The following is a 19,185-nucleotide window of genomic DNA, read 5'->3' on the forward strand; positions in this document are numbered from 1 at the left end:
ATCGGCCGGTGCGGCGGCGGCCCGGGTACGGCGTCGGCGCTGCGGCAGGCCGCCGGCATCCCGCGGGCTGTGGTGACCGGACCCGGCGGCCTCCTCGTCCTGTTCGCTGCCGTAACTGTGAACGGCGGCGGGCACCTTCTTGCGCGTCGAGCGCGGGGCGCTGGCCGCAGGCGGCTGGGCGGCGGGGTCGATACGGCTGAGTAGATGGCTGTTGACGAGCAGCACCGCGCGTACGCCGCCGTACGGGGAGGGCGAGGAGAGGTCCACGCTCAGGTCGAACTGCCGGGTCAGCCGGCCGATCGCGGCGAGTCCCATGCGCGGCGGGTCACCGAGGTCGGTGAGCAGGATCGGCTCGGTACCGGCCACCATCCGCTGGGCGCGGGCCCGTTCGTCCTGCGTCATGCCGAGACCGGCGTCGTCGATGGTGACGCAGACGCCGTGATGGACATGTTCCAGGCTGACCGTGACGTCGGTGTCGGGCGCGGAGTGGCGCAGGGCGTTGTCGAGGAGTTCGGCGACGATGATGGCGACCGGCTCGACCGCGTGGGACACCAGGGCGGTGCCCGCCTCCAGGTGGTTGTGGACCCGGACCCGGTGATAGCCCGCCAGCCGGGCCTGACCACCCGTCACCGCCTCCACCAGGTGCGACTCCTCGCGGGCCAGTCCGACCCAGGCGCCGCACACGACCGCGGCGACCTGCGCCCGCCGCAGCGACTGCTCGTTCTCGTGGTCCAGTTGGAACAGCGTCTGCGCCAACTCCGGGTCGTCGTACCGCTGTTGCAGCCCGCGCAGGGCGTCCTGGAGCCGGTACAGGCCCGCCTGGATCTCCCGCGTGACGCCGCGCATCCCGGCCTGCGCCGCCGCGTCGATCCGGGTGCGCTGCGCCGCCAACTCCTTGCGCAGTCCCTTCAGCACGTGCTCCATCGCGACACCGAACGGCGTACCGGCGATCTGCGGATTCAGCGGCCCCGGCACCACGACGTGCGGATGCGCCAGTTGCCGTTCGGCGGCTGGCACGCGGCGTGCCGCGAGATGCTCGACCTCGGAGGTGAACGCCAGGGGAGCGCCGTCGAGTTGGGCACGTAATCGGGCGATCTCCTCACGCTGCGCGGCCTGTTGACGCCGGGATCGCAGCAGCCCGCCGAGGAGGGCGAGCGCGGACAGTGTGCCGAGGGCGAGACCGCCGGCCACCAGGTCCGGTAGTTCGATCATCGAATCGGTTTCCATGCGAAGTCGGGCAGGGGAGGGTCCGAGGCCCGTGGACCAGGCACTCGTTGCACAGTACACACCGTCATCGACCCGTCTCGCACGGTCGATCGAAACATCGTTCCGAAAGGGGCCGTTTTCTGTTCGTATCTCATACGGCGCTTGTATCTCATACGGCGGTGCGGGCGATGCAGCCTGGAGCGCGCCGCCTTTCCAGCCGACCGGCGGACCACGTACGCCGATGTGACCGAGATCGTCAAGAGCCGCACGATCGGGCCGGCTCCGGTTGCGGGCGCGAACGGGTGGGTGTCCCCTGAGCCGTACGCGCTGCGCGCGTGGTGGGCTGGGCGGCCCGGCCGGGATCGCAGGGAGGCGGGATGCCAGGACGGTGGTACGCCTCAGGCATCGCGGCGGTGGTGGTCGCCGTCACCGTCGGCTCGTGCGGCACACCCGCCGAGCGGCGTGAGCGCGTCACCGCCGACGTCACCCGTTTCGAGCGGGCGCTGGACGCCGAGCAGTACCGGGATCTGTGCGCGGCGCTCGCGCCCTCCACCAGGCAGGAACTGGAGCAGTCGGCCAAGAGCCGGTGCGAGCGGGCGATCGGTGAGGAAGAGCTTCCCGTGGCCGGTGCCGTACGGCAGGTGGACGTGTACGGCCTCCAGGCCCGGGTGGTGCTGGAGCACGACACCGTCTTCCTGGCCCGTTTCCCCGAGGGCTGGAAGGTGACCGCCGCCGGATGTCGGCCCCGGCCCCAGCAGCCGTACCAGTGCGAGATCAAGGGCGGGTGAGAAGACCATGAGGACGATGTTCGTGGGGACGCTCCTGGTGATCGCTCTCGGCCTGGCCTACTTCATGGCCTTGGGACTGATGCGCCGATGAATACGGAACCGGCGCCCGGCAACGGCACCACCGCGGCCCCGCACCGTGCGCGGCGGTTCCTCCGCCACAACAGTCTCGGCCTGTTCTTCATGGGCACGTTCCTGCTCGCCCTGGCCGGCCAGGCCGTGGTGGGGCACGCGGCGTTCAACAACCAGCTCCGGACCGACGGCATGGCACCCATCAGCTTCGGCGCCTACGTGACCACGTCGGACTTCGCCGTCGACGTCACCGAGAACTGGCAGTCCGAGTATCTGCAGTTCTTCCTCTACATCTTCGCCACCGTCTGGCTGGTGCAGCGCGGTTCACCGGAGTCCAAGGAACTCGACAGGGCGGGCACCGAGTCGGACGAGGGACAGATGACCGGCGAACACGCCACGGACGAATCCCCGCGCTGGGCCGCGGCCACGGACTGGCGCGGCGTGATCTTCTCCCGCTCGCTGGGCCTGGTCATGGCAACCATCTTCCTGCTGTCCTGGCTGGCCCAGTCCGTCACGGGTGTCGCCGCCTACAACGAACAGCAATTGCGCCAACTCCAGGCCCCCATGTCCTGGGCCGAGTACCTCTCCTCCGCGGACTTCTGGGACCGCACCCTGCAGAACTGGCAGTCCGAGCTTCTCGCCGTCGGCTCCATGGCCGTCCTCACCATTTACCTGAGACAACGAGGTTCACCGGAGTCCAAGCCCGTCGGGGCGTCCCACTCCGCCACCGGCGTCGAAGGCTGAGTGCACCGGGGCCGGGAAGGGCGGCGTCAGCAAGTCCATGCGCGCCGCGCCCCAGGTCGCGGCGGGCGTCCCCCCGCCCCCTCGCAGTGCTGCCCCTCTTGGCATTGCCAGAGCCCTGGTCGCGGCACTCCTGAATCGAGCCGGCGGCCCCAAAGTCAGATGGCGTCGCGAATGGCCCGTTCGAAGCCCACGACGTGACTGCGGGCCAGCTCTGACGCCTTGTCGGGGTCGCCGGTGACGATCGACTCGATCAGCGGTCCGTGTTCCTCGACGTGGCCGGCCATGTCGGGCAGGCGGTCGATGAACAGGCACCAGATGCGGGTGGCCAGGTTGTCGTGGCGGACGAGGGTGTCCTCCAGGTACGGGTTGTGCGTGGCGGCATAGATGGCGCGGTGCACCTGAAGGTCCAGGCGCATCAGCTCGGCGGCGTCCTGCCGACGGGAATCCACGCTCTCCAGCTCCCGCAGTGCGGCCGTCAGGGTCGCCCGGTCCGCGGCCGTGGCCCGCCGCGCGGCCTGTGCGGCGGCCAGGGGCTCCAGTTCCTGGCGCACCTCGGAGATATGCGCCAGGTCCGTGATGTTGACGTCGGTGGCGAAGGTGCCGCGCCGGGGGTAGGTCGTGATCAGGCGCTCGTACTGGAGCCGCTTGAGCGCCTCGCGCACCGGCGTCCGGCCGACGCCGAGGGACTGCCCCAGCTGGTCCTCGTTGATCGGCGCGCCCGGGCGGATCTCCAGCATCACGAGCCGGTCGCGGATGGCGCGGTAGGCGCGTTCGGCGAGGGACAGCTCCTCACCCGTGGGCTCGGTCGCCAGCTGCTGCATCAATGCCCCCTTGACCTGTCCGGCGAGCTCCCATACCTTACCGCACAGGCTGATATATCAGTTGCTCTTTAGTTGACGCTCAGGATGGTGCACAGATGGCAACGACCCCGTCGACCACCACGGTCACCTCCCCCCTCTCCCTCCCGCTCAGCGCACTCGACCCGGATGTCGCCGCCGCGGTGGACGCCGAGCTGAACCGCCAGCAGTCGACCCTCGAGATGATCGCCTCGGAGAACTTCGCCCCGGCCGCCGTCATGGAGGCCCAGGGCTCGGTCCTGACCAACAAGTACGCCGAGGGCTACCCCGGCCGTCGCTACTACGGCGGCTGTGAACACGTCGACGTCATCGAGCAGTTGGCCATCACCCGCGTCAAGGAACTCTTCGGCGCCGAGGCCGCGAACGTACAGCCGCACTCGGGCGCCCAGGCCAACGCGGCGGCCATGTTCGCGCTGCTGAACCCCGGCGACACGATCCTCGGCCTCGACCTCGCGCACGGCGGCCACCTGACCCACGGCATGCGCCTCAACTACTCCGGCAAGCTCTACAACGTCGTGCCGTACCACGTGCGCACGTCGGACATGCGCATCGACATGGACGAGGTGGAGCAGCTCGCGCTCGCCCACCGGCCCAAGATGATCGTCGCCGGCTGGTCGGCCTACCCCCGCCACCTGGACTTCGCCGAGTTCCGGCGGATCGCCGACGCGGTGGGCGCGTATCTGCTGGTGGACATGGCGCACTTCGCCGGTCTGGTGGCCGCGGGCCTGCACCCGAGCCCGGTGCCGTACGCCGACGTCGTCACGACCACTACGCACAAGACGCTCGGCGGCCCGCGCGGCGGGGTGATCCTCAGCCGGGCCGGCCTCGCCAAGAAGATCAACTCCGCGGTCTTCCCGGGACAGCAGGGCGGACCGCTGGAACACGTCATCGCGGCCAAGGCGGTGGCCTTCAAGGTGGCCGCGGGGGAGGAGTTCACGGAGCGCCAGCAGCGCACGCTGCACGGCGCGCGGATCCTCGCCGGCCGGCTGTTGGCCGACGACGTGGCCGAGGCCGGGATCACCGTGCTGACCGGCGGTACCGAGGTCCACCTGGTCCTCGTCGACCTGCGCAACTCCGAGCTGGACGGGCAGCAGGCCGAGGACCGGCTGCACCGCGTCGGCATCACCGTCAACCGCAACGCGGTGCCCTTCGACCCCCGCCCGCCGATGGTCTCCTCGGGCCTGCGGATCGGCACCCCGGCCCTCGCCACCCGAGGCTTCGGCGGCACGGAGTTCCGGGAGGTCGCCGACATCATCGCCCAGGCCCTGAAGGGCGAGCAGCCCGATGACGAACTGCGTGCCCGGGTCGGGAAACTCGCCGCCGCCTTCCCCCTCTACCCCCACCTGAACGGAGCCGCGGCATGACCGCCGAGCCGCTGCCGGAGCACCCGGACTTCCTCTGGCGCAACCCCGAGCCGCGCTCCTCGTACGACGTCGTCATCGTCGGCGGGGGCGGCCACGGCCTGGCCACCGCCTACTACCTCGCCAAGAACCACGGCATCACCAACGTCGCCGTCCTGGAAAAGGGCTGGCTCGCGGGCGGCAACATGGCCCGCAACACCACGATCATCCGCTCCAACTACCTGTGGGACGAGAGCGCGGCGATCTACGAACACGCGCTCAAGCTGTGGGAGCAGCTCCCGGAGGAACTGGACTACGACTTCCTGTTCAGCCAGCGCGGCGTGCTCAACCTGGCGCACACCCTCCAGGACGTCCGCGAGGGCATGCGCCGCGTGGGCGCCAACCGCCTCAACGGAGTCGACGCCCAGTGGCTCGAGCCGGACGAGGTCGCCAAGGTCTGCCCCATCCTCAACGTCTCGTCCCGGACCCGCTATCCGGTCCTCGGCGGCACCTTCCAGCCGCGGGCCGGCATCGCCAAGCACGACCACGTCGCCTGGGCGCTGGCCCGCCGCGCCGACGAGCTGGGCGTGGACCTGATCCAGGGCTGCGAGGTCACCGGCTTCCTCAAGGACGGCGACCGCGTCGTGGGCGTCGAGACCAACCGCGGCCGCATCCTCGCCGGGCGGGTCGGTCTCGCGGCGGCCGGGCACAGCAGCGTGCTGGCCGAGCGGGCGGGCGTACGGCTGCCGGTGCAGTCGCACCCGCTGCAGGCTCTGGTCTCCGAACTGCACGAACCGGTGCACCCCACCGTCGTCATGTCGAACCACGTCCACGTCTACGTCTCCCAGGCCCACAAGGGCGAGCTGGTGATGGGCGCGGGCGTCGACTCGTACAACGGCTACGGGCAGCGCGGCTCCTTCCACGTGATCGAGCAGCAGATGGCCGCCGCCGTCGAGCTGTTCCCGATCTTCGCCCGCGCGCACGTCCTGCGAACCTGGGGCGGCATCGTCGACGTCACCCCGGACGCGTCCCCGATCATCGGCAGCACCCCCGTGGAGAACCTCTACGTCAACTGCGGCTGGGGCACCGGCGGATTCAAGGCCACCCCGGCCGCCGGCTGGACCTTCGCGCACACCCTCGCCACCGGCGAACCGCATCCGCTGAACGCCCCCTTCGCCCTCGAACGCTTCACGACGGGCGCGTTGATCGACGAGCACGGCGCCGCGGCCGTGGCCCACTGAGGAGAACACTGTGCTGCTGATCAGCTGCCCATGGTGCGGTCCGCGTGACGAGACCGAGTACCACTACGGGGGACAGGCCCACGTCCCCTACCCCGAGACCCCCGCCGACCTCACCGACGAACAGTGGGCCGAGTACGTCTTCTACCGCGACAACCCCAAGGGCCCCTTCGCCGAGCGCTGGATGCACAGCACCGGCTGCCGCCGCTGGTTCAACGTCCTGCGGGACACCGCCAGTTACGAGGTGCTCGCCTCCTACCGGGTCGACGAGCCCCGCCCCGAACTGCCCCAGGCCGGAGGGAACCGATGACCGACCAGCACTTCCGGCTCCGGCACGGAGGTCGCATCGACCGCGGCACCGTGCTGAGATTCACCGTCGACGGACGGGAGTTGACCGGGCACCCCGGTGACACCGTCGCCTCCGCGATGCTGGCGAACGGCATCGTCGAGGTCGCCCCCTCGCTCTACCGCGGCCGCCCGCGCGGCATCGTCGCCGCGGGTGTCGAAGAGCCCAACGCCCTGTTGCAGATCGACGGTTCGTGCTCCGAGGGCATGCTGCCCGCGACCACCGTCGAGCTGTACGACGGACTGTCCGCCACCACGCTCTCCGGCATGGGCCGACTGGACCCGACCCCCGACCCCGCCGTCTACGACAAGAAGTACGTCCACACCGACGTCCTGGTCGTCGGCGCCGGCCCGGCCGGGCTAGCGGCAGCCGCCGCTGCCGCCGAGTCCGGCGCCCGCGTGATCCTCATCGACGAGCAGCCGGAGTCCGGTGACTGGGAGGGGGCCACCGAAATGCGCGCGGCGTTCGACGCGGCGCCCGAGGCCGTCGTACTGCATCGGACCACAGCTTTCGGGTCGTACGACGACAACTACGTGCTGGCGCTGCAACGGCGCACCGACCATCTCGGAGCCGACGCCCCCGCCGGCGTCTCGCGGCAGCGGCTGTGGCACATCCGCGCCCGCCAGGTGGTTCTGGCGACCGGCGCGCATGAGCGTCCGCTGGTCTTCGCGGGCAACGACCGGCCCGGGGTGATGCTCGCCGGTGCCGTCCGTACCTACCTCAACCGGTATGGCGTGGCGGCGGGTTCCCGGGTCGTGGTGAGCACGAACAACGACAGCGCCTACGACACGGTCGCCGACCTGCACGCCGCGGGTGTCGCGGTGAGCGTTGTCGTGGACGCACGCCCCGAGCTGTCCGAGCGGGCCACCGAGGTCGCCGCGGCCACCGGCGTACGGGTCCTGACGGGCAGCGCGGTCGTCGACACGGCGGGCCAGGGACGGATCACCTCGGTCGCGGTCCAGGGCCTTGATGCGGACGGCCGACTCACCGGTGTGGCCGAGTCCTTCGCGTGCGACCTGCTCGCCGTCTCCGGCGGCTGGAGCCCGGTGGTGCACCTGCACAGCCAGCGCCAGGGGCGGCTGCGCTGGGACTCCGAGTTGGTCGCCTTCGTGCCCGACGGGAACGTGCGGGACCAACACGTCGTCGGTGCGGCGCGCGGGACGTACTCGCTCGGCGGATGCGTGGCCGAGGGGGCGCGAGCCGGTGCGCTGGCGGCGACGGCGGCCGGATTCCCCGTGCCGGTGCCGACGGCGTCGTACGAGGAGATGCGTCCTGAGGTGCGCGCCCTGTGGCTCGTGCCGGGCACTGACGACAGCTGGGACACCCACTTCGTCGACCTCCAGCGCGATGTCACCGTCGCCGACGTCTGGCGCTCCACCGGCGCCGGCATGCGCGGCGTCGAGCACGTCAAGCGCTACACCTCGCTCGGCACCGCCAACGACCAGGGCAAGACGTCCGGCGTCAACGCGATCGGTGTGATCGCCGAGGTGCTGGGCGGTTCACTGGGAGAAATCGGCACGACGGCCTACCGGGCGCCGTACGCACCGGTGGCGTTCGCCGCCCTGGCCGGGCGTGAGCGCGGTGAGCTGTTCGACCCGGAGCGGACCACCTCCATCCACGCCTGGCACGTCGCTCAAGGCGCCATGTTCGAGGACGTCGGTCAGTGGAAGCGCCCCTGGTACTACCCTCAGCCGGGCGAGGACATGGACGCGGCCGTGGCCCGCGAGTGCCGTGCGGCCCGTGAGGGCGTGGCGTTCATGGACGCCTCCACCCTCGGCAAGATCGAGATCTGGGGCGCGGACGCGGGCGAGTTCCTCAACCGCGTCTACACCAACGCCTTCAAGAAGCTGAAGCCCGGCCACGCCCGCTACGGCGTGATGTGCAAGCCGGACGGCATGATCTTCGACGACGGCGTGACCCTGCGCCTCGACGACAACCGCTACTTCATGACCACGACGACCGGCGGCGCAGCCAACGTTCTGGACTGGCTGGAGGAGTGGCTGCAGACCGAGTGGCCCGAACTCGACGTGTACTGCACCTCGGTGACGGAGCAGTGGGCGACGATCGCCGTCGTCGGCCCGCAGTCGCGCGAGGTCGTCGCGCAGCTCGCGCCCGACGTCGACCTGTCCGCCGAGGCCTTCCCCTTCATGGCCTTCCGCGAGACCACCCTGGCCTCCGGCATCCCGGCCCGCATCTGCCGGATCTCCTTCTCCGGCGAACTGGCCTACGAGATCAACGTCTCCGCGTGGTACGGCCTGGAGGTCTGGGAGGAGGTGTACGCGATCGGCCGGCCGTACGGCATCACCCCGTACGGCACTGAGACCATGCACGTCCTGCGGGCCGAGAAGGGCTACATCATCGTCGGCCAGGACACCGACGGCACCGTCACCCCGCAGGACGCGGGCATGTCCTGGGTGGTCTCGAAGCAGAAGGACTTCATCGGCAAGCGGTCCTACGCCCGCGCCGACACCTCCCGCACCGACCGCAAGCAACTCGTCGGCCTGCTGCCGAGCGACCGCACGACCCGGCTGCCGGAAGGCACCCAACTCGTCGCGCCGGACATCTCCTTGGAGACGGTGCCCGTGCCGATGCTCGGCCACGTCACCTCCAGCTACCACAGCCCGGCCCTCGGCCGCCCCTTCGCCCTAGCCCTCGTCGCCGACGGGCGTTCGAGGATCGGCGAGACCCTGCTCGCCCCCGTGGGCGAGGACCTCGTGCCCGTCGAGGTGGCCGACTTCGTCCTCTACGACCCCGAAGGGACCAAGCGAGATGGCTGAGCTGACCGAGTCCGGCCCGGTGTGCGTGCGCCGCAGCCCCCTGACCCACCTGGAAGACCGGATGCACGCCGCCACGGTCACCGGCGCCCGCGCTGTCGCGCTGACAGAGCGGCCGTTCCTCACGATGGTGAACCTGCGCGTCGCCCCAGCTTCCGAAGCGGCCGACCGCATCGAAGAGGCCCTGGGTGCGCCGCTCCCGCGGCAGTGCGGAGACACCACCTCATCCGCCGCCCACACGATCGTATGGCTCGGCCCGGACGAGTGGCTCGTCCTGTCCCAGGCCGACGCGACTGCCCTGGCCGCCGAGTTGAAGGAGGCGCTCGGCGGGGCCCCGGGCTCGGTCGTGGACGTCTCGGCGAACCGCACCACGCTGGAACTGACCGGCCCAGCCGCCCGCCAAGTGCTGGAGAAGGGCTGCCCGCTGGACCTGCACCCCCGCGTCTTCGGACCCGGCCGGGCGCTGTCGACCACAGTGGGACCGGTCGCGGCGCTGCTCTGGCAGGTCGACGACGCACCCACGTACCGCCTGTTCCCGCGCTCCTCGTTCGCCGACTACCTGGCCCGCTGGCTCATCGACGCGATGAGCGAGTACGACGGCCCGGAGGTGCCCTGAAGTCGGCCGCGGTTCACCCGCGCTCCGAAGGGGCGCGGGGCTGTATCGATATGCGGCTCCGCCGCGTGGGCGCGACCAGCCACGACGGACCCGCAGACGAGCGACGGCCATGCTCGCGGAGCGCTTAGCGCCGGCGCCCCGCCGGATCGTTAGCCGCCGCCTCCCGTTCCGCACCGGAGGTCATGCGTGCCGTGCCAGCGCCCGCGTCGGCCGTCGGTTCCGCCCGGTCCCCATGCCCCGGCCACCACGCCGCGTGGCCGATCAGCGCGGTGAGACTCGGGGTGAAGAACATCGACATGACGAACGCGGCGATCGTGATGCCGAAGGAGACGGCGAAACCCATCTCCGTGAGCAGGGAGTTGCCCGCCAGCATCATCGTGGCGAAGGTCGCCGCGAGGATGACACCCGCCGCGGCCACGGTCGGACCGGCGTGTTTGATCGCCATGCTGGCCGCCTCGCGCGGTTCGCGGCCCTCGCGTGCCTCCTCGCGGAGCCGGGCGATCATGAGGATGTTGTAGTCGGTGCCGATGGCGACCACGAAGAGATACATGATCACCGGAAGCATGAACATCAGGCCCGAATGCCCCGCCCCGTCCTGGAAGATCCACACCGTCGCACCCAGGGTGGCGCCGAATCCGAGCCCCACCGACGCGATCAGATACCAGGGGGCGACCACGCTGCGCAGCAGCAGCCCCAGGATGACCATGATCAGCAACGCGGCGACGGGGAAGACCGTCCGGTAGTCGTGGTTGACCGCGGTGTCGATGTCCTTGTAGATGGAGGACATACCGCCGACCAGAGCCTCGGTGCCCTCGGGCGCGTCGGAGTGCGCGACATCCCGTACCCGGCTCACCGCGTCGATCGCCTTGTCCGTCGACGCCTCGTACTGGAGCGTGACGGTGAAGTCCGCGGTGGTGCCCTCCTTGTTCACCTGCGTCATACGGGCACTCGCGACGCCGTCCACGGCACCGAGCTTCTGCGCGTACGCGTCGAAGGCGGACTTGTCGAGTGACTCGCCGTCGGTGCTGGACAGGTAGACGTCGGTCGGCGCGGCGGCACCGGCCGAGTACGCCTTCTGCATCTCGTCCTGGACGACCATGGACTCCTTGGTCTTGGGCATGGAGCCCGAGGCCAGGTCGAACGTCGCCTTGTAGCCGAACGTACCCAGCGACAGCACGAGCAGGACGAGACCGGACACCACGGCGGTCAGCGCGGGGCGGCGCTGCACGCTCCGGCCGAGGGCGGCGAAACGGGCGTTCTCCGGCTCCTGTTGCCAGGAATTGGAGGGCCAGAAGACCTTCGGTCCGATGAGCGAGACCACGGCCGGGATCAGGGTCAGGCCCGCGACCAGGGTGGCGGCCACGGCGATGGCCAGCGCCGGCCCCATCTGTTTGAGGAAGCCCAGTGTGGACAGCACCAGCGCGAGGAAGGCGATGATGACCGCCCCGGCGGCCGAGGCGATGGCCTCACCGACCCGGGCCACCGCGTTGACCATGGCCTGCTTGGACTCGTCACCGGCGCGCAGGCGTTCGCGGTAACGGAACATCAGGAAGAGGAAGTAGTCCGTGCCCACGCCGAAGAGCACGACGATCAGGATCGACGAGATCGAGCTGTTGGCCTGCAGATCGAACAGCTTGGTGGCGTACGCGATCAGCCCGTTGGCGATCGCGGACACCACGCCGATCAGGATCAGGGGGAGCACGGCCAGGATCGGTGCCCGGAAGATGATCAGCAGGGTCACCAGGATGATGACGAAGGTGCCGATGCCGATCAGCGCCTCGCCGCGTTGGGACGAGTCCTGCTGATCCAGGGCCTGTGCTGCGGAGCCGCCGAGTTTGACTTCCAGATCGGTGCCTTGGGCGAGTTTCTTGACGTCCTCGCGCAACACCTTTGCCGCGTCGGCCTGTTTGGGCGTGCCGGCGTTCTTGCTGTCCATCTGAACCAGCGTCAGGGCGTACCTGCCGTCCTCGGACGGCTGGCCGGGGACGACCTTCTGCACCTGGTCGATGTTCTTCCTGCCCAGCTCGGTGGTGATCCGGGCGACGTCCTGCTGGTCGGCGGCGGTCAACTTGCCGCCGTCGGTGCGCTGGTAGAGCGCGATCGCGGAGGGAGTGAAGGCGCTGGGGAACGCCTTCTCCTGGAGGTCTGCGGCTTTGATGGACTCGTAACTCTTGGGCAGGAAACTGCTCTCGTCGCTGGTGGACGGCAGGCTCGGGGCGGTGGCCACGATGGCCACCGCCGCGATCAGCCATGCCACGATCGTCCAGACGGGATGTCGGACGACAGCGCTGCCAATACGTCGGAACATGCGGGAGGGTCCTCCTGGGAAGGAAGATCACCGCAGCCCGGGGAGCGGACCCTGGCATCGGCGACCTCGACCGGCCCGCACCGACCGAGCCGGTCGAATGGTTGTCTGAGGCTCTCAATCGTAGTGACCGAAGGGGTTCCGTACGTCAAGAGGGTCCGATCACAGGGCCCGGGCCACCAGAAGGGCGACGTCGTCGTGGTCGTCGGAGGTGCGCAGGCCGTACAGCAGGAGGTCGCACGTCTCCTCGAGCGGGCGGTGTGATTCGTCGAGGAAGCTGAGAAGGACGTTCAGGCGTTCGTCGATCGGGTGGTGGCGGGTCTCGACGAGGCCGTCGGTGTAGAGGACCAGCAGATCGCCGGGGCTCAGATCGACCGTGGTGGCCTCGAAGGGGATGCCGCCGACCCCGAGCGGGGCCCCCGAGGGCAGATCGAGGAGTGCGGGGGCGTGTCCGGGGCCGGCCAGCGCCGGGGGCATATGGCCCGCGTTGGCGATGAGGCACTGCCTGGTCCGCGGGTCGTACACGGCGTAGAGGCAGGTGACGATGTAGTGCTCCAGGTCGCAGGTGATCTTGTCCAGGTGCTGGAGCACGGCGCCGGGAGCGAGGTCGAGGTCCGCGTAGGCGCAGGTGGCGGTGCGCAGCCGGCCCATGGTGGCGGCGGCGTCGATGCCGTTGCCCATGACGTCGCCCACGACCAGGGCGGTCTTGTCGTCGCTGAGGGGGATGACGTCGTACCAGTCGCCGCCGACCTCGCTGGTGGCCTGGGCGGGCTGGTAGCGGGAGGCGAGTTCCAGCCCGGTGTGGTGCGGCGGATGGTCGGGCAGCAGGCTGCGCTGGAGAGTGAGGGCGGTGTTGCGCACGCTCTGGAACCAGCGGGCGTTGTCGATCGCCACGGCGGCACGGCCGGCCAGCTCACAGGCGAGGACGACATCGTCCGCGGCGAAGGGCAGCGGATTGCTGGTGCGCTTGAGATCGAGCGCACCGAGCACCTCGCCGTGGGCGATCAACGGCACCGCCAGATAGGAGTGGACGCCGGCCTGCGACAGCAGCGCGGCGGCTTCGGCGTCGCGGGCGATGCGCGGCAGATCCTGGTCGCCGACATGGGAGACGAGGATCGGCCGCCCGGTGTGGACGCACAGGGTGACCAGCCGGTCGCCGTCGTAGGCGGCGAGGTCGCCGGGAGGGTCGGCTGCGCGCAGAGCCACCGTGGGGTGGGCCGCTTTGAGGGCGAGAGCGCGGAAGTACTCCGGGCTGTTGTCGGTTCTGCGGATACGCCGGCAGGCCAGCGCCGAGTCGAGGACGTCCACGGCGACCACGTCCGCGAGCGTCCCCGTGGCGACCTCCGCCAGCTCCCGGGCGGTCTGCTCCACCTCCAGACTCGTGCCGACGCGCGTCGAGGCGTCGGCGATGAGGGCCAGGCGCCGCCGGGCCCGGTCGGCCTCGGCGGCCGCGCGGTGCCGTTCGGTGACGTCGACGACCGAGGTGGCCGCCCCCAGGACCCGGCCGCCGGGGTCCTCCAGCCGGTAGAACGAGAGGGACCAGGCGTGCTCGTGCTCCGGATCGGCCGGGGGACGGCCCACGTGGTACTGGTCGAGCAGCGGAGTGCCCGTGGTGAGCACCTGACGCAGCGCGGACTCGATCGTGTCGATGTCGGGCAGGGGCAGGGTCTCCCGCAGCGTCCGGCCGAGGTGGTCCTCGGCGGGAATGCCGTCGATGCGCTCCAGCGCCGGGTTGACCAGGAGATACCGCAAGTCGGGGTCCATCAGCGCCAGCCCGATGGGGGACTGGTTGATCAGCCGCTCGCACAGGGCCAGATCGGTCTCGACGCGCTGGAGCAGGCTGTGGTCGGCCGCGATGCCCAGCGCGTAGACGTCTCCGAGATCGTCCAGCAGCCGCATGTTGCGGAACTCCGTCAGACGGGTGCTGCCGTCCTTGAGCCGGACGGGGAAGGCGCCCGCCCAGCTCCGGCCGGTCTCCAGTACGTCCGAGAACAGCTTCGCCACGACCTCGAGGTGTTCGGGGTGGATGAACAGCCGCGCCGCGTACGTGCCGAGAGCCTCATCGGAGGTGTAGCCGAAGAGCTCCTCCGCCTGCGGGGTCCAGAACACGATGCGCCCATCGGCGTCGACGACCACCGCGGCCACGCTCAGGACATCCAGCAGGCCGGTCGGCCGGGGCGGCTCGGGGCGGTACTCGTCACCGTCGGACGGGAAGGAATCGGCTGTCATCCCTCGGCCCTCCTCCAGCGGCCGGCAGGACGTACCGACCTGTGCCGGCCATACCGGGTACCAGCGACCGGCACTTCCATGCTGCCCCCGGCCGGGGCCGTGCGCATCGGGCGGGCGAGCAGGAACATAGTCGTGTAGAGGGTGAGCCCCATGGATTCTGCGCGAAATGGTTCCGATGAGCAGCCGACACCGGCGGGGCCGCGCGACCTGCTCGACGCGTCCACCGACGCGGCGGCGGTCGTAGCGGCCGACGGCGTCGTGATCGGCTGGACCCGGGGCGCCGAAGAACTCCTCGGCTACCCGGCTGGGGAGGTGGTCGGCGGCTCCGCCGCGAGGCTGCTGGCGATGCCCGGGGACCCGGCACGTGTCGCCGGCATCGCGGACCGCTGCCGCGCCGGAATGGGGTGGAGCGGTCTCATCCCCGTACGGCACCGAGACGGCCGGTCCCTCGACGTCGACCTGCGCGTCTCCGCGTCCTTCCGCATCGGCGAGGACGAGTGCTTCCTGCTCTCGGCGCGGGAGCAGCGGCCGCAATGGACGGTCGGCCAGTCCGTCCTCGACGGATTCCTGACCCGCTCGCCGGTCGGCATGGCGGTCATGGACACCGAGCTGCGCTACGTCTGGCTCAACGACACGCTGGAACGCTTCGGCGGCGTGCCCCGGGAGCAGCGGCTGGGCCGCCGGCTGAGCGACCTGTTGCCCGGCCTGCAGGCGGAGACCATCGAGGGGCTGATGCGCAAGGTGCTGACGACCGGCGTCCCGGTGACCGACTACGAGTACGTGGGATGGAGCTGGGCCGATCCCCACCGCCAGCACGCCTACTCGACGTCCTTCTTCCCGCTGGTGGACGCCGAGAACTCCGTCACCGGGGTCTGCTACATGGTCCTGGACGTGACCGAGCGATGGAACGCCCGCCAGCTCCTGTCGATGGTCAACGAGGCCGGAACGCGCATCGGCACCACGCTCGACGTGCTGCGGACGGCACAGGAACTGGCCGACTTCGCCGTTCCCCGCTTCGCGGACTTCGTCGTCGTAGACCTTCTGGAGCCCGTCCTCAGCACCGAGGGGCACGGGGCGTGGCTGACCGACGCGGGCCCGGCACCCGCCACGCCGAGGATGCGACGGGCTGGACTGAGCTCGGTGCGAGAGGGCTGCCCCGAGGCCGTGGCGCGGGTCGGGGAGAGGGTGGACTTCCTGCCCCCGTCGCACGACGCGCGTCTCTTCATCGACGGCGAGCCGATCCTCATCCCGGTCCTCGACCCGTCCGACGACGTCTGGATGGCCGAGCAGCCCGCGCGAGCGGCGAGCATCCGTGAGTTCGGGCTGCATTCCCTCATCTCCGTGCCGATGCACGCGCGGAACACCGCCCTGGGCCTGACCACGTTCATACGGTCGCTCAATCCCGTCTCGTTCCAGCCCGACGACGTCCTGCTGGCCCGGGAGCTGGTGGCACGGGCCGCGCTCTGCGTCGACAACGCCCGCCGCTACACCCGCGAGCACACGGCGGCGGTCACGCTGCAGCGCAGTCTGCTGCCCCAGGCCCTGACGGGCGGAACCGCGCTGGAGGTGGCCTCCTTCTACCAGCCGGCCGACCCGACGGGCGGGGTCGGCGGCGACTGGTTCGACGTGATTCCGCTGTCCGGCGCCCGCGTGGCCCTCGTCGTCGGCGATGTGGTCGGGCACGGCATCACCGCGGCGGCGACCATGGGCCGGCTGCGCACCGCGGTGCAGACCCTCGCCGACATGGAGATGCCTCCCGACGAACTGCTGGCGCACCTCGACGACCTGGTGCTCCGGCTGAGCGAACCGGAGACCGACGACGAGGCGGCCCTACAGAGCGCGACCGCCTTCCTCGGGGCAACCTGCCTGTACGCCGTCTACGACCCGGTGCGAAGGCGCTGCACGATGGCCCGGGCCGGCCATCCACCGCCAGTCGTCATCACCCCCGACGGCCAGGTCTCCTTCCCCGAGCTGCCCGCCGGGCCTCCGCTCGGGCTGGGCGGACTGGCGTTCGAGGCCGCCGAGATCGAACTCGCCGAGAACAGCCTGCTCGGCCTCTACACGGACGGCCTCGTCGAGGGTGCCGACCGAGACATGGAGCGGGGCATGTTCCGACTCGGCGACACGCTGGCCCGTTCGGCCTCCGATCTCACGACGCTCTGTTCCTCCGCGGTGCGGCAGCTCGTACCCGTGCCCCAACCCGACGACATCGCCCTTCTCCTGGCCCGCACCCACGGCTTGGGCGCCGACCATGTCGCCTCGTGGGATGTACCCGCGGACCCGGCCGCGGTCGCCGACATCCGGGCGCGGGCGACCCGCCGGGTGGAGGAGTGGGGGCTGGCGGACCTGGCCATGACGACCGAGCTCATCGTGAGCGAACTGGTCACCAACGCGATCCGCCACGCCGCACCGCCCATTCGGCTACGACTGCTCCGCGACGCCCGCCTCACCTGCGAGGTCGCCGACGCCAGCAGCACCGCCCCGCGGCTGAGACACGCCCGGAGTATGGACGAAGGCGGCCGCGGTCTCTTCCTGGTGGCCCAGCTCACCCATCGCTGGGGCGCCCGGTACACGGCCGACGGGAAGATCATCTGGGCGGAGCAGGAGATCCCGTGAACGGTACGGACCGCCACGTCCCGTCCGGCCCGGGACGTGGCGGTCGTACGCCGCTCAGTCGAACGGCGTCAGGAAGTCCCCTGTGGACAGGGGCCTGTTGACGATGCGGGTGTCGCCGATCCATCCGTAGAAGCCCTGCCCGAACCGCTCGTCGAACTGCGTGGCGCCGATGACGAAGGGCTTGCCGAGCGTGGTGATGCCCGTCGACGGCTGCGTGGGATTGCGGGCGATCTTCGAGCCGTCCACGTACATCACCGTCCGCCGGCCGTCATTGACGAGGGCGATGTGCATCCAGCGGCCGACCGGCACGGCGTGGCTCCACGACGTCGGGTCGGCGTCCTGCTTGTAGGGGTAGACGACGAACTGGAGAAACCGCTCCGGAGACAGATTGAGACTGCAGGTGGGCTCCAGCGGGGACCAGCCCGTGGTCTTGCCCGCGTCGCCGTTGCGGCCCTCCCAGCTCAGGATGCCCATCCAGCTGTGGTCGCCCTCGAAGGGCTCGGGCAACATGATGTGCGTCTCGATGGTGTAGCCGTGGGCGAACTTCGCGCTGTTCACGGCGGCGCGCGCGGCGGTCGTCAGGATGGCACCGCGGTCCGGGCTCTTGCCGCCGTCGAAGCGGAGGCTGGCATGCGCCGGCTGGCCGGGGTGATGGTCGGGGGACCAGGTCAGCGCGTCGGGTCCACTGGAGTGCAGGCGGCTGACGGTCAGATCGTTGCCATTGCCCGTGAGATCGCGTACGACCGCTCCGTCGGCCACGGGGGCGCCCGGCGTTCCGGCGGCGGACGTCCCGGACGCGTCGAAGCGCCAGTACGCGACCGTGCCGCGAGGCATGACCGCGGAGGCCGGACGCGGCTTCGGCGCGGGAGTCGGGGCGAAGCCCTTGAAGCGCTTGTCGAAGTCGATGTCCAGGCTGAACCGGTCGGTGGGGCCGGTCAGTTCGATCGTCTCCGCCTCCAGCGGTGACCGCTTCTCCGGGTCGCGGGCGAGGAACCACGGCGAGAAGGTCTCGACGTCGATGACACCGCGGGCGAGGTCGAAGGCGTAGGTGCGGATCATGCCGGCGCCGCCGTAGTAGCGGTCCTGGTAGTTGGTGATGTGAAGGTGGACATCGTTGTCAGAGTCGTTGGTCAGAACCGTCCGCCCGGGCGGCCAGTAGTGGCCGCCCAACGCCAGGAAGATCTGGTCGTTGCCGCGGATGAGACCGTCCCACAGGCGCCTGCCGTTGTCCGACAGCTGGGCCTCGCCGTCGTCGTCCGACCAGACGAGGTCATGCGTGGTCAGGATGACGGGGAGCGTCGGATGCGCGTCCAGAACACCCTGCGCCCAGCGCAGGCCCTTGTCCGAGACCCGCCAGTCCAGGGCCAGGATCAGCCACGGGCGGCCCGCCGCGCGCAGCACGTGGTAGCTGTTGTAGCCGTCCGGCGACGCGCCACGGAAGGTCGGCATCGACGCGTAGCGCCTAGGACCGAACGCCGCGAGGTACGCGGAGTCGCCGCGCTGGTCGTCCGTGGAGGAGCGGATGTCGTGGTTCCCGGCCAGGACGCTGTAGGGCACCTTGCCGTGGATCGCCCTGAACGTGTCGGCGGCGAGCGCTATTTCCTGCTCGGTGCCGTGCTCCGTGACATCACCGAGGTGGGTCATGAAGGCGATGTTCGCCTCCTCCCGCTCGGCGGCGAGATAGTGGAACGTGGCACGCAGGGGCGCCGGGTCGGAGCTGTCGGCGTCGAAGAGATACTGCGTGTCGGGAAGCACCGCGAGCGCGAACCGCGGGCTCTCGGTGTCGAAGTGGGACCGTCCGCTGCCGCGGGCGGCCGAGTCCGCGTGCGCCGGGCGCGCCTCGGCCGCGGTGACCACGGCGCCGGCCGCGGGGATCACGACCGCGGCCTGCAGCAGTCCGCGTCTGTCCAGCCGGTGTTGGTGCCCGTCCGTGCTCATGTGCCCTCCAGATGACGACCGTTGGGGTAGGAAGGCACACTGCTGACCACTTGTGACCATGTCATGGCAAGAAGCTGAACGCCGAATTCTGTTCGCGGCACGAATGACAGTTTCGCCGC

Annotated in this window: 13 protein-coding genes; 8 read left to right on the forward strand and 5 right to left on the reverse strand. The window is 70.4% G+C overall.

Annotated elements, in window-relative coordinates:
* A partial coding sequence (locus AB0I98_RS29895) for an ATP-binding protein (protein WP_362947465.1) occupies positions 1-1,212 on the reverse strand: 1,212 nt, incomplete at its 3' end.
* Positions 1,213-1,583: 371 nt separating this feature from the next.
* On the opposite strand from AB0I98_RS29895, the gene AB0I98_RS29900 reads away from it, so the two are divergent.
* Positions 1,584-1,994 carry a hypothetical protein gene (locus tag AB0I98_RS29900; protein WP_362947467.1) on the forward strand — a complete coding sequence of 137 codons (411 nt, stop codon included), beginning with the start codon at positions 1,584-1,586 and terminating at the stop codon, positions 1,992-1,994.
* 87 nt (positions 1,995-2,081) lie between these two features.
* Positions 2,082-2,807 carry a DUF6766 family protein gene (locus tag AB0I98_RS29905; RefSeq protein ID WP_362947469.1) on the forward strand — a complete coding sequence of 242 codons (726 nt, stop codon included), beginning with the start codon at positions 2,082-2,084 and terminating at the stop codon, positions 2,805-2,807.
* 155 nt (positions 2,808-2,962) lie between these two features.
* Here the strand turns inward: AB0I98_RS29905 and AB0I98_RS29910 are convergent, their stop codons facing one another.
* Positions 2,963-3,628 carry a GntR family transcriptional regulator gene (locus tag AB0I98_RS29910; RefSeq protein WP_362947472.1) on the reverse strand — a complete coding sequence of 222 codons (666 nt, stop codon included), beginning with the start codon at positions 3,626-3,628 and terminating at the stop codon, positions 2,963-2,965.
* Positions 3,629-3,723: 95 nt separating this feature from the next.
* Between AB0I98_RS29910 and glyA the strand changes: the two genes are divergently transcribed.
* Genes glyA through AB0I98_RS29935 form a run of 5 tightly spaced genes read left to right on the forward strand, consistent with a single transcriptional unit; the run spans position 3,724 to position 9,978 of the window.
* The gene (gene glyA, locus AB0I98_RS29915; protein WP_362947475.1) at positions 3,724-5,028 is read left to right on the forward strand and encodes a serine hydroxymethyltransferase; all 1,305 of its coding nucleotides are present in this window, start codon (positions 3,724-3,726) and stop codon (positions 5,026-5,028) included.
* Positions 5,025-6,245 carry a sarcosine oxidase subunit beta family protein gene (locus tag AB0I98_RS29920; protein WP_328504541.1) on the forward strand — a complete coding sequence of 407 codons (1,221 nt, stop codon included), beginning with the start codon at positions 5,025-5,027 and terminating at the stop codon, positions 6,243-6,245. Before glyA ends, AB0I98_RS29920 begins: the two co-directional genes overlap by 4 nt.
* A gap of 10 nt (positions 6,246-6,255) precedes the next feature.
* Positions 6,256-6,552 carry a sarcosine oxidase subunit delta gene (locus AB0I98_RS29925; RefSeq protein ID WP_362947477.1) on the forward strand — a complete coding sequence of 99 codons (297 nt, stop codon included), beginning with the start codon at positions 6,256-6,258 and terminating at the stop codon, positions 6,550-6,552.
* Positions 6,549-9,365, forward strand: a complete 2,817-nt coding sequence (locus tag AB0I98_RS29930) for a sarcosine oxidase subunit alpha family protein (RefSeq protein ID WP_362947480.1) — start codon at positions 6,549-6,551, stop codon at positions 9,363-9,365. Before AB0I98_RS29925 ends, AB0I98_RS29930 begins: the two co-directional genes overlap by 4 nt.
* The gene (locus AB0I98_RS29935; RefSeq protein ID WP_362947483.1) at positions 9,358-9,978 is read left to right on the forward strand and encodes a sarcosine oxidase subunit gamma family protein; all 621 of its coding nucleotides are present in this window, start codon (positions 9,358-9,360) and stop codon (positions 9,976-9,978) included. Before AB0I98_RS29930 ends, AB0I98_RS29935 begins: the two co-directional genes overlap by 8 nt.
* Before the next feature lie 124 nt (positions 9,979-10,102).
* Here AB0I98_RS29935 and AB0I98_RS29940 read toward each other — a convergent pair whose 3' ends face one another.
* Positions 10,103-12,286 carry an MMPL family transporter gene (locus tag AB0I98_RS29940; protein WP_362947486.1) on the reverse strand — a complete coding sequence of 728 codons (2,184 nt, stop codon included), beginning with the start codon at positions 12,284-12,286 and terminating at the stop codon, positions 10,103-10,105.
* 159 nt (positions 12,287-12,445) lie between these two features.
* The gene (locus AB0I98_RS29945) at positions 12,446-14,512 is read right to left on the reverse strand and encodes a SpoIIE family protein phosphatase (protein WP_362947489.1); all 2,067 of its coding nucleotides are present in this window, start codon (positions 14,510-14,512) and stop codon (positions 12,446-12,448) included.
* A gap of 150 nt (positions 14,513-14,662) precedes the next feature.
* Between AB0I98_RS29945 and AB0I98_RS29950 the strand changes: the two genes are divergently transcribed.
* Positions 14,663-17,128: a SpoIIE family protein phosphatase gene (locus tag AB0I98_RS29950; RefSeq protein ID WP_362947492.1), complete on the forward strand. Its 2,466-nt coding sequence runs from the start codon at positions 14,663-14,665 to the stop codon at positions 17,126-17,128.
* Positions 17,129-17,182: 54 nt separating this feature from the next.
* Here the strand turns inward: AB0I98_RS29950 and AB0I98_RS29955 are convergent, their stop codons facing one another.
* Complete coding sequence (locus AB0I98_RS29955; protein ID WP_362947495.1) at positions 17,183-19,066, reverse strand: LamG-like jellyroll fold domain-containing protein; 1,884 nt, start codon at positions 19,064-19,066, stop codon at positions 17,183-17,185.
* Between the last annotated feature and the right edge of the window lie 119 nt (positions 19,067-19,185).

Origin of the sequence: Streptomyces sp. NPDC050211 (assembly GCF_040656035.1) — a bacterium.
In the GTDB taxonomy this organism is placed as follows: domain Bacteria; phylum Actinomycetota; class Actinomycetes; order Streptomycetales; family Streptomycetaceae; genus Streptomyces.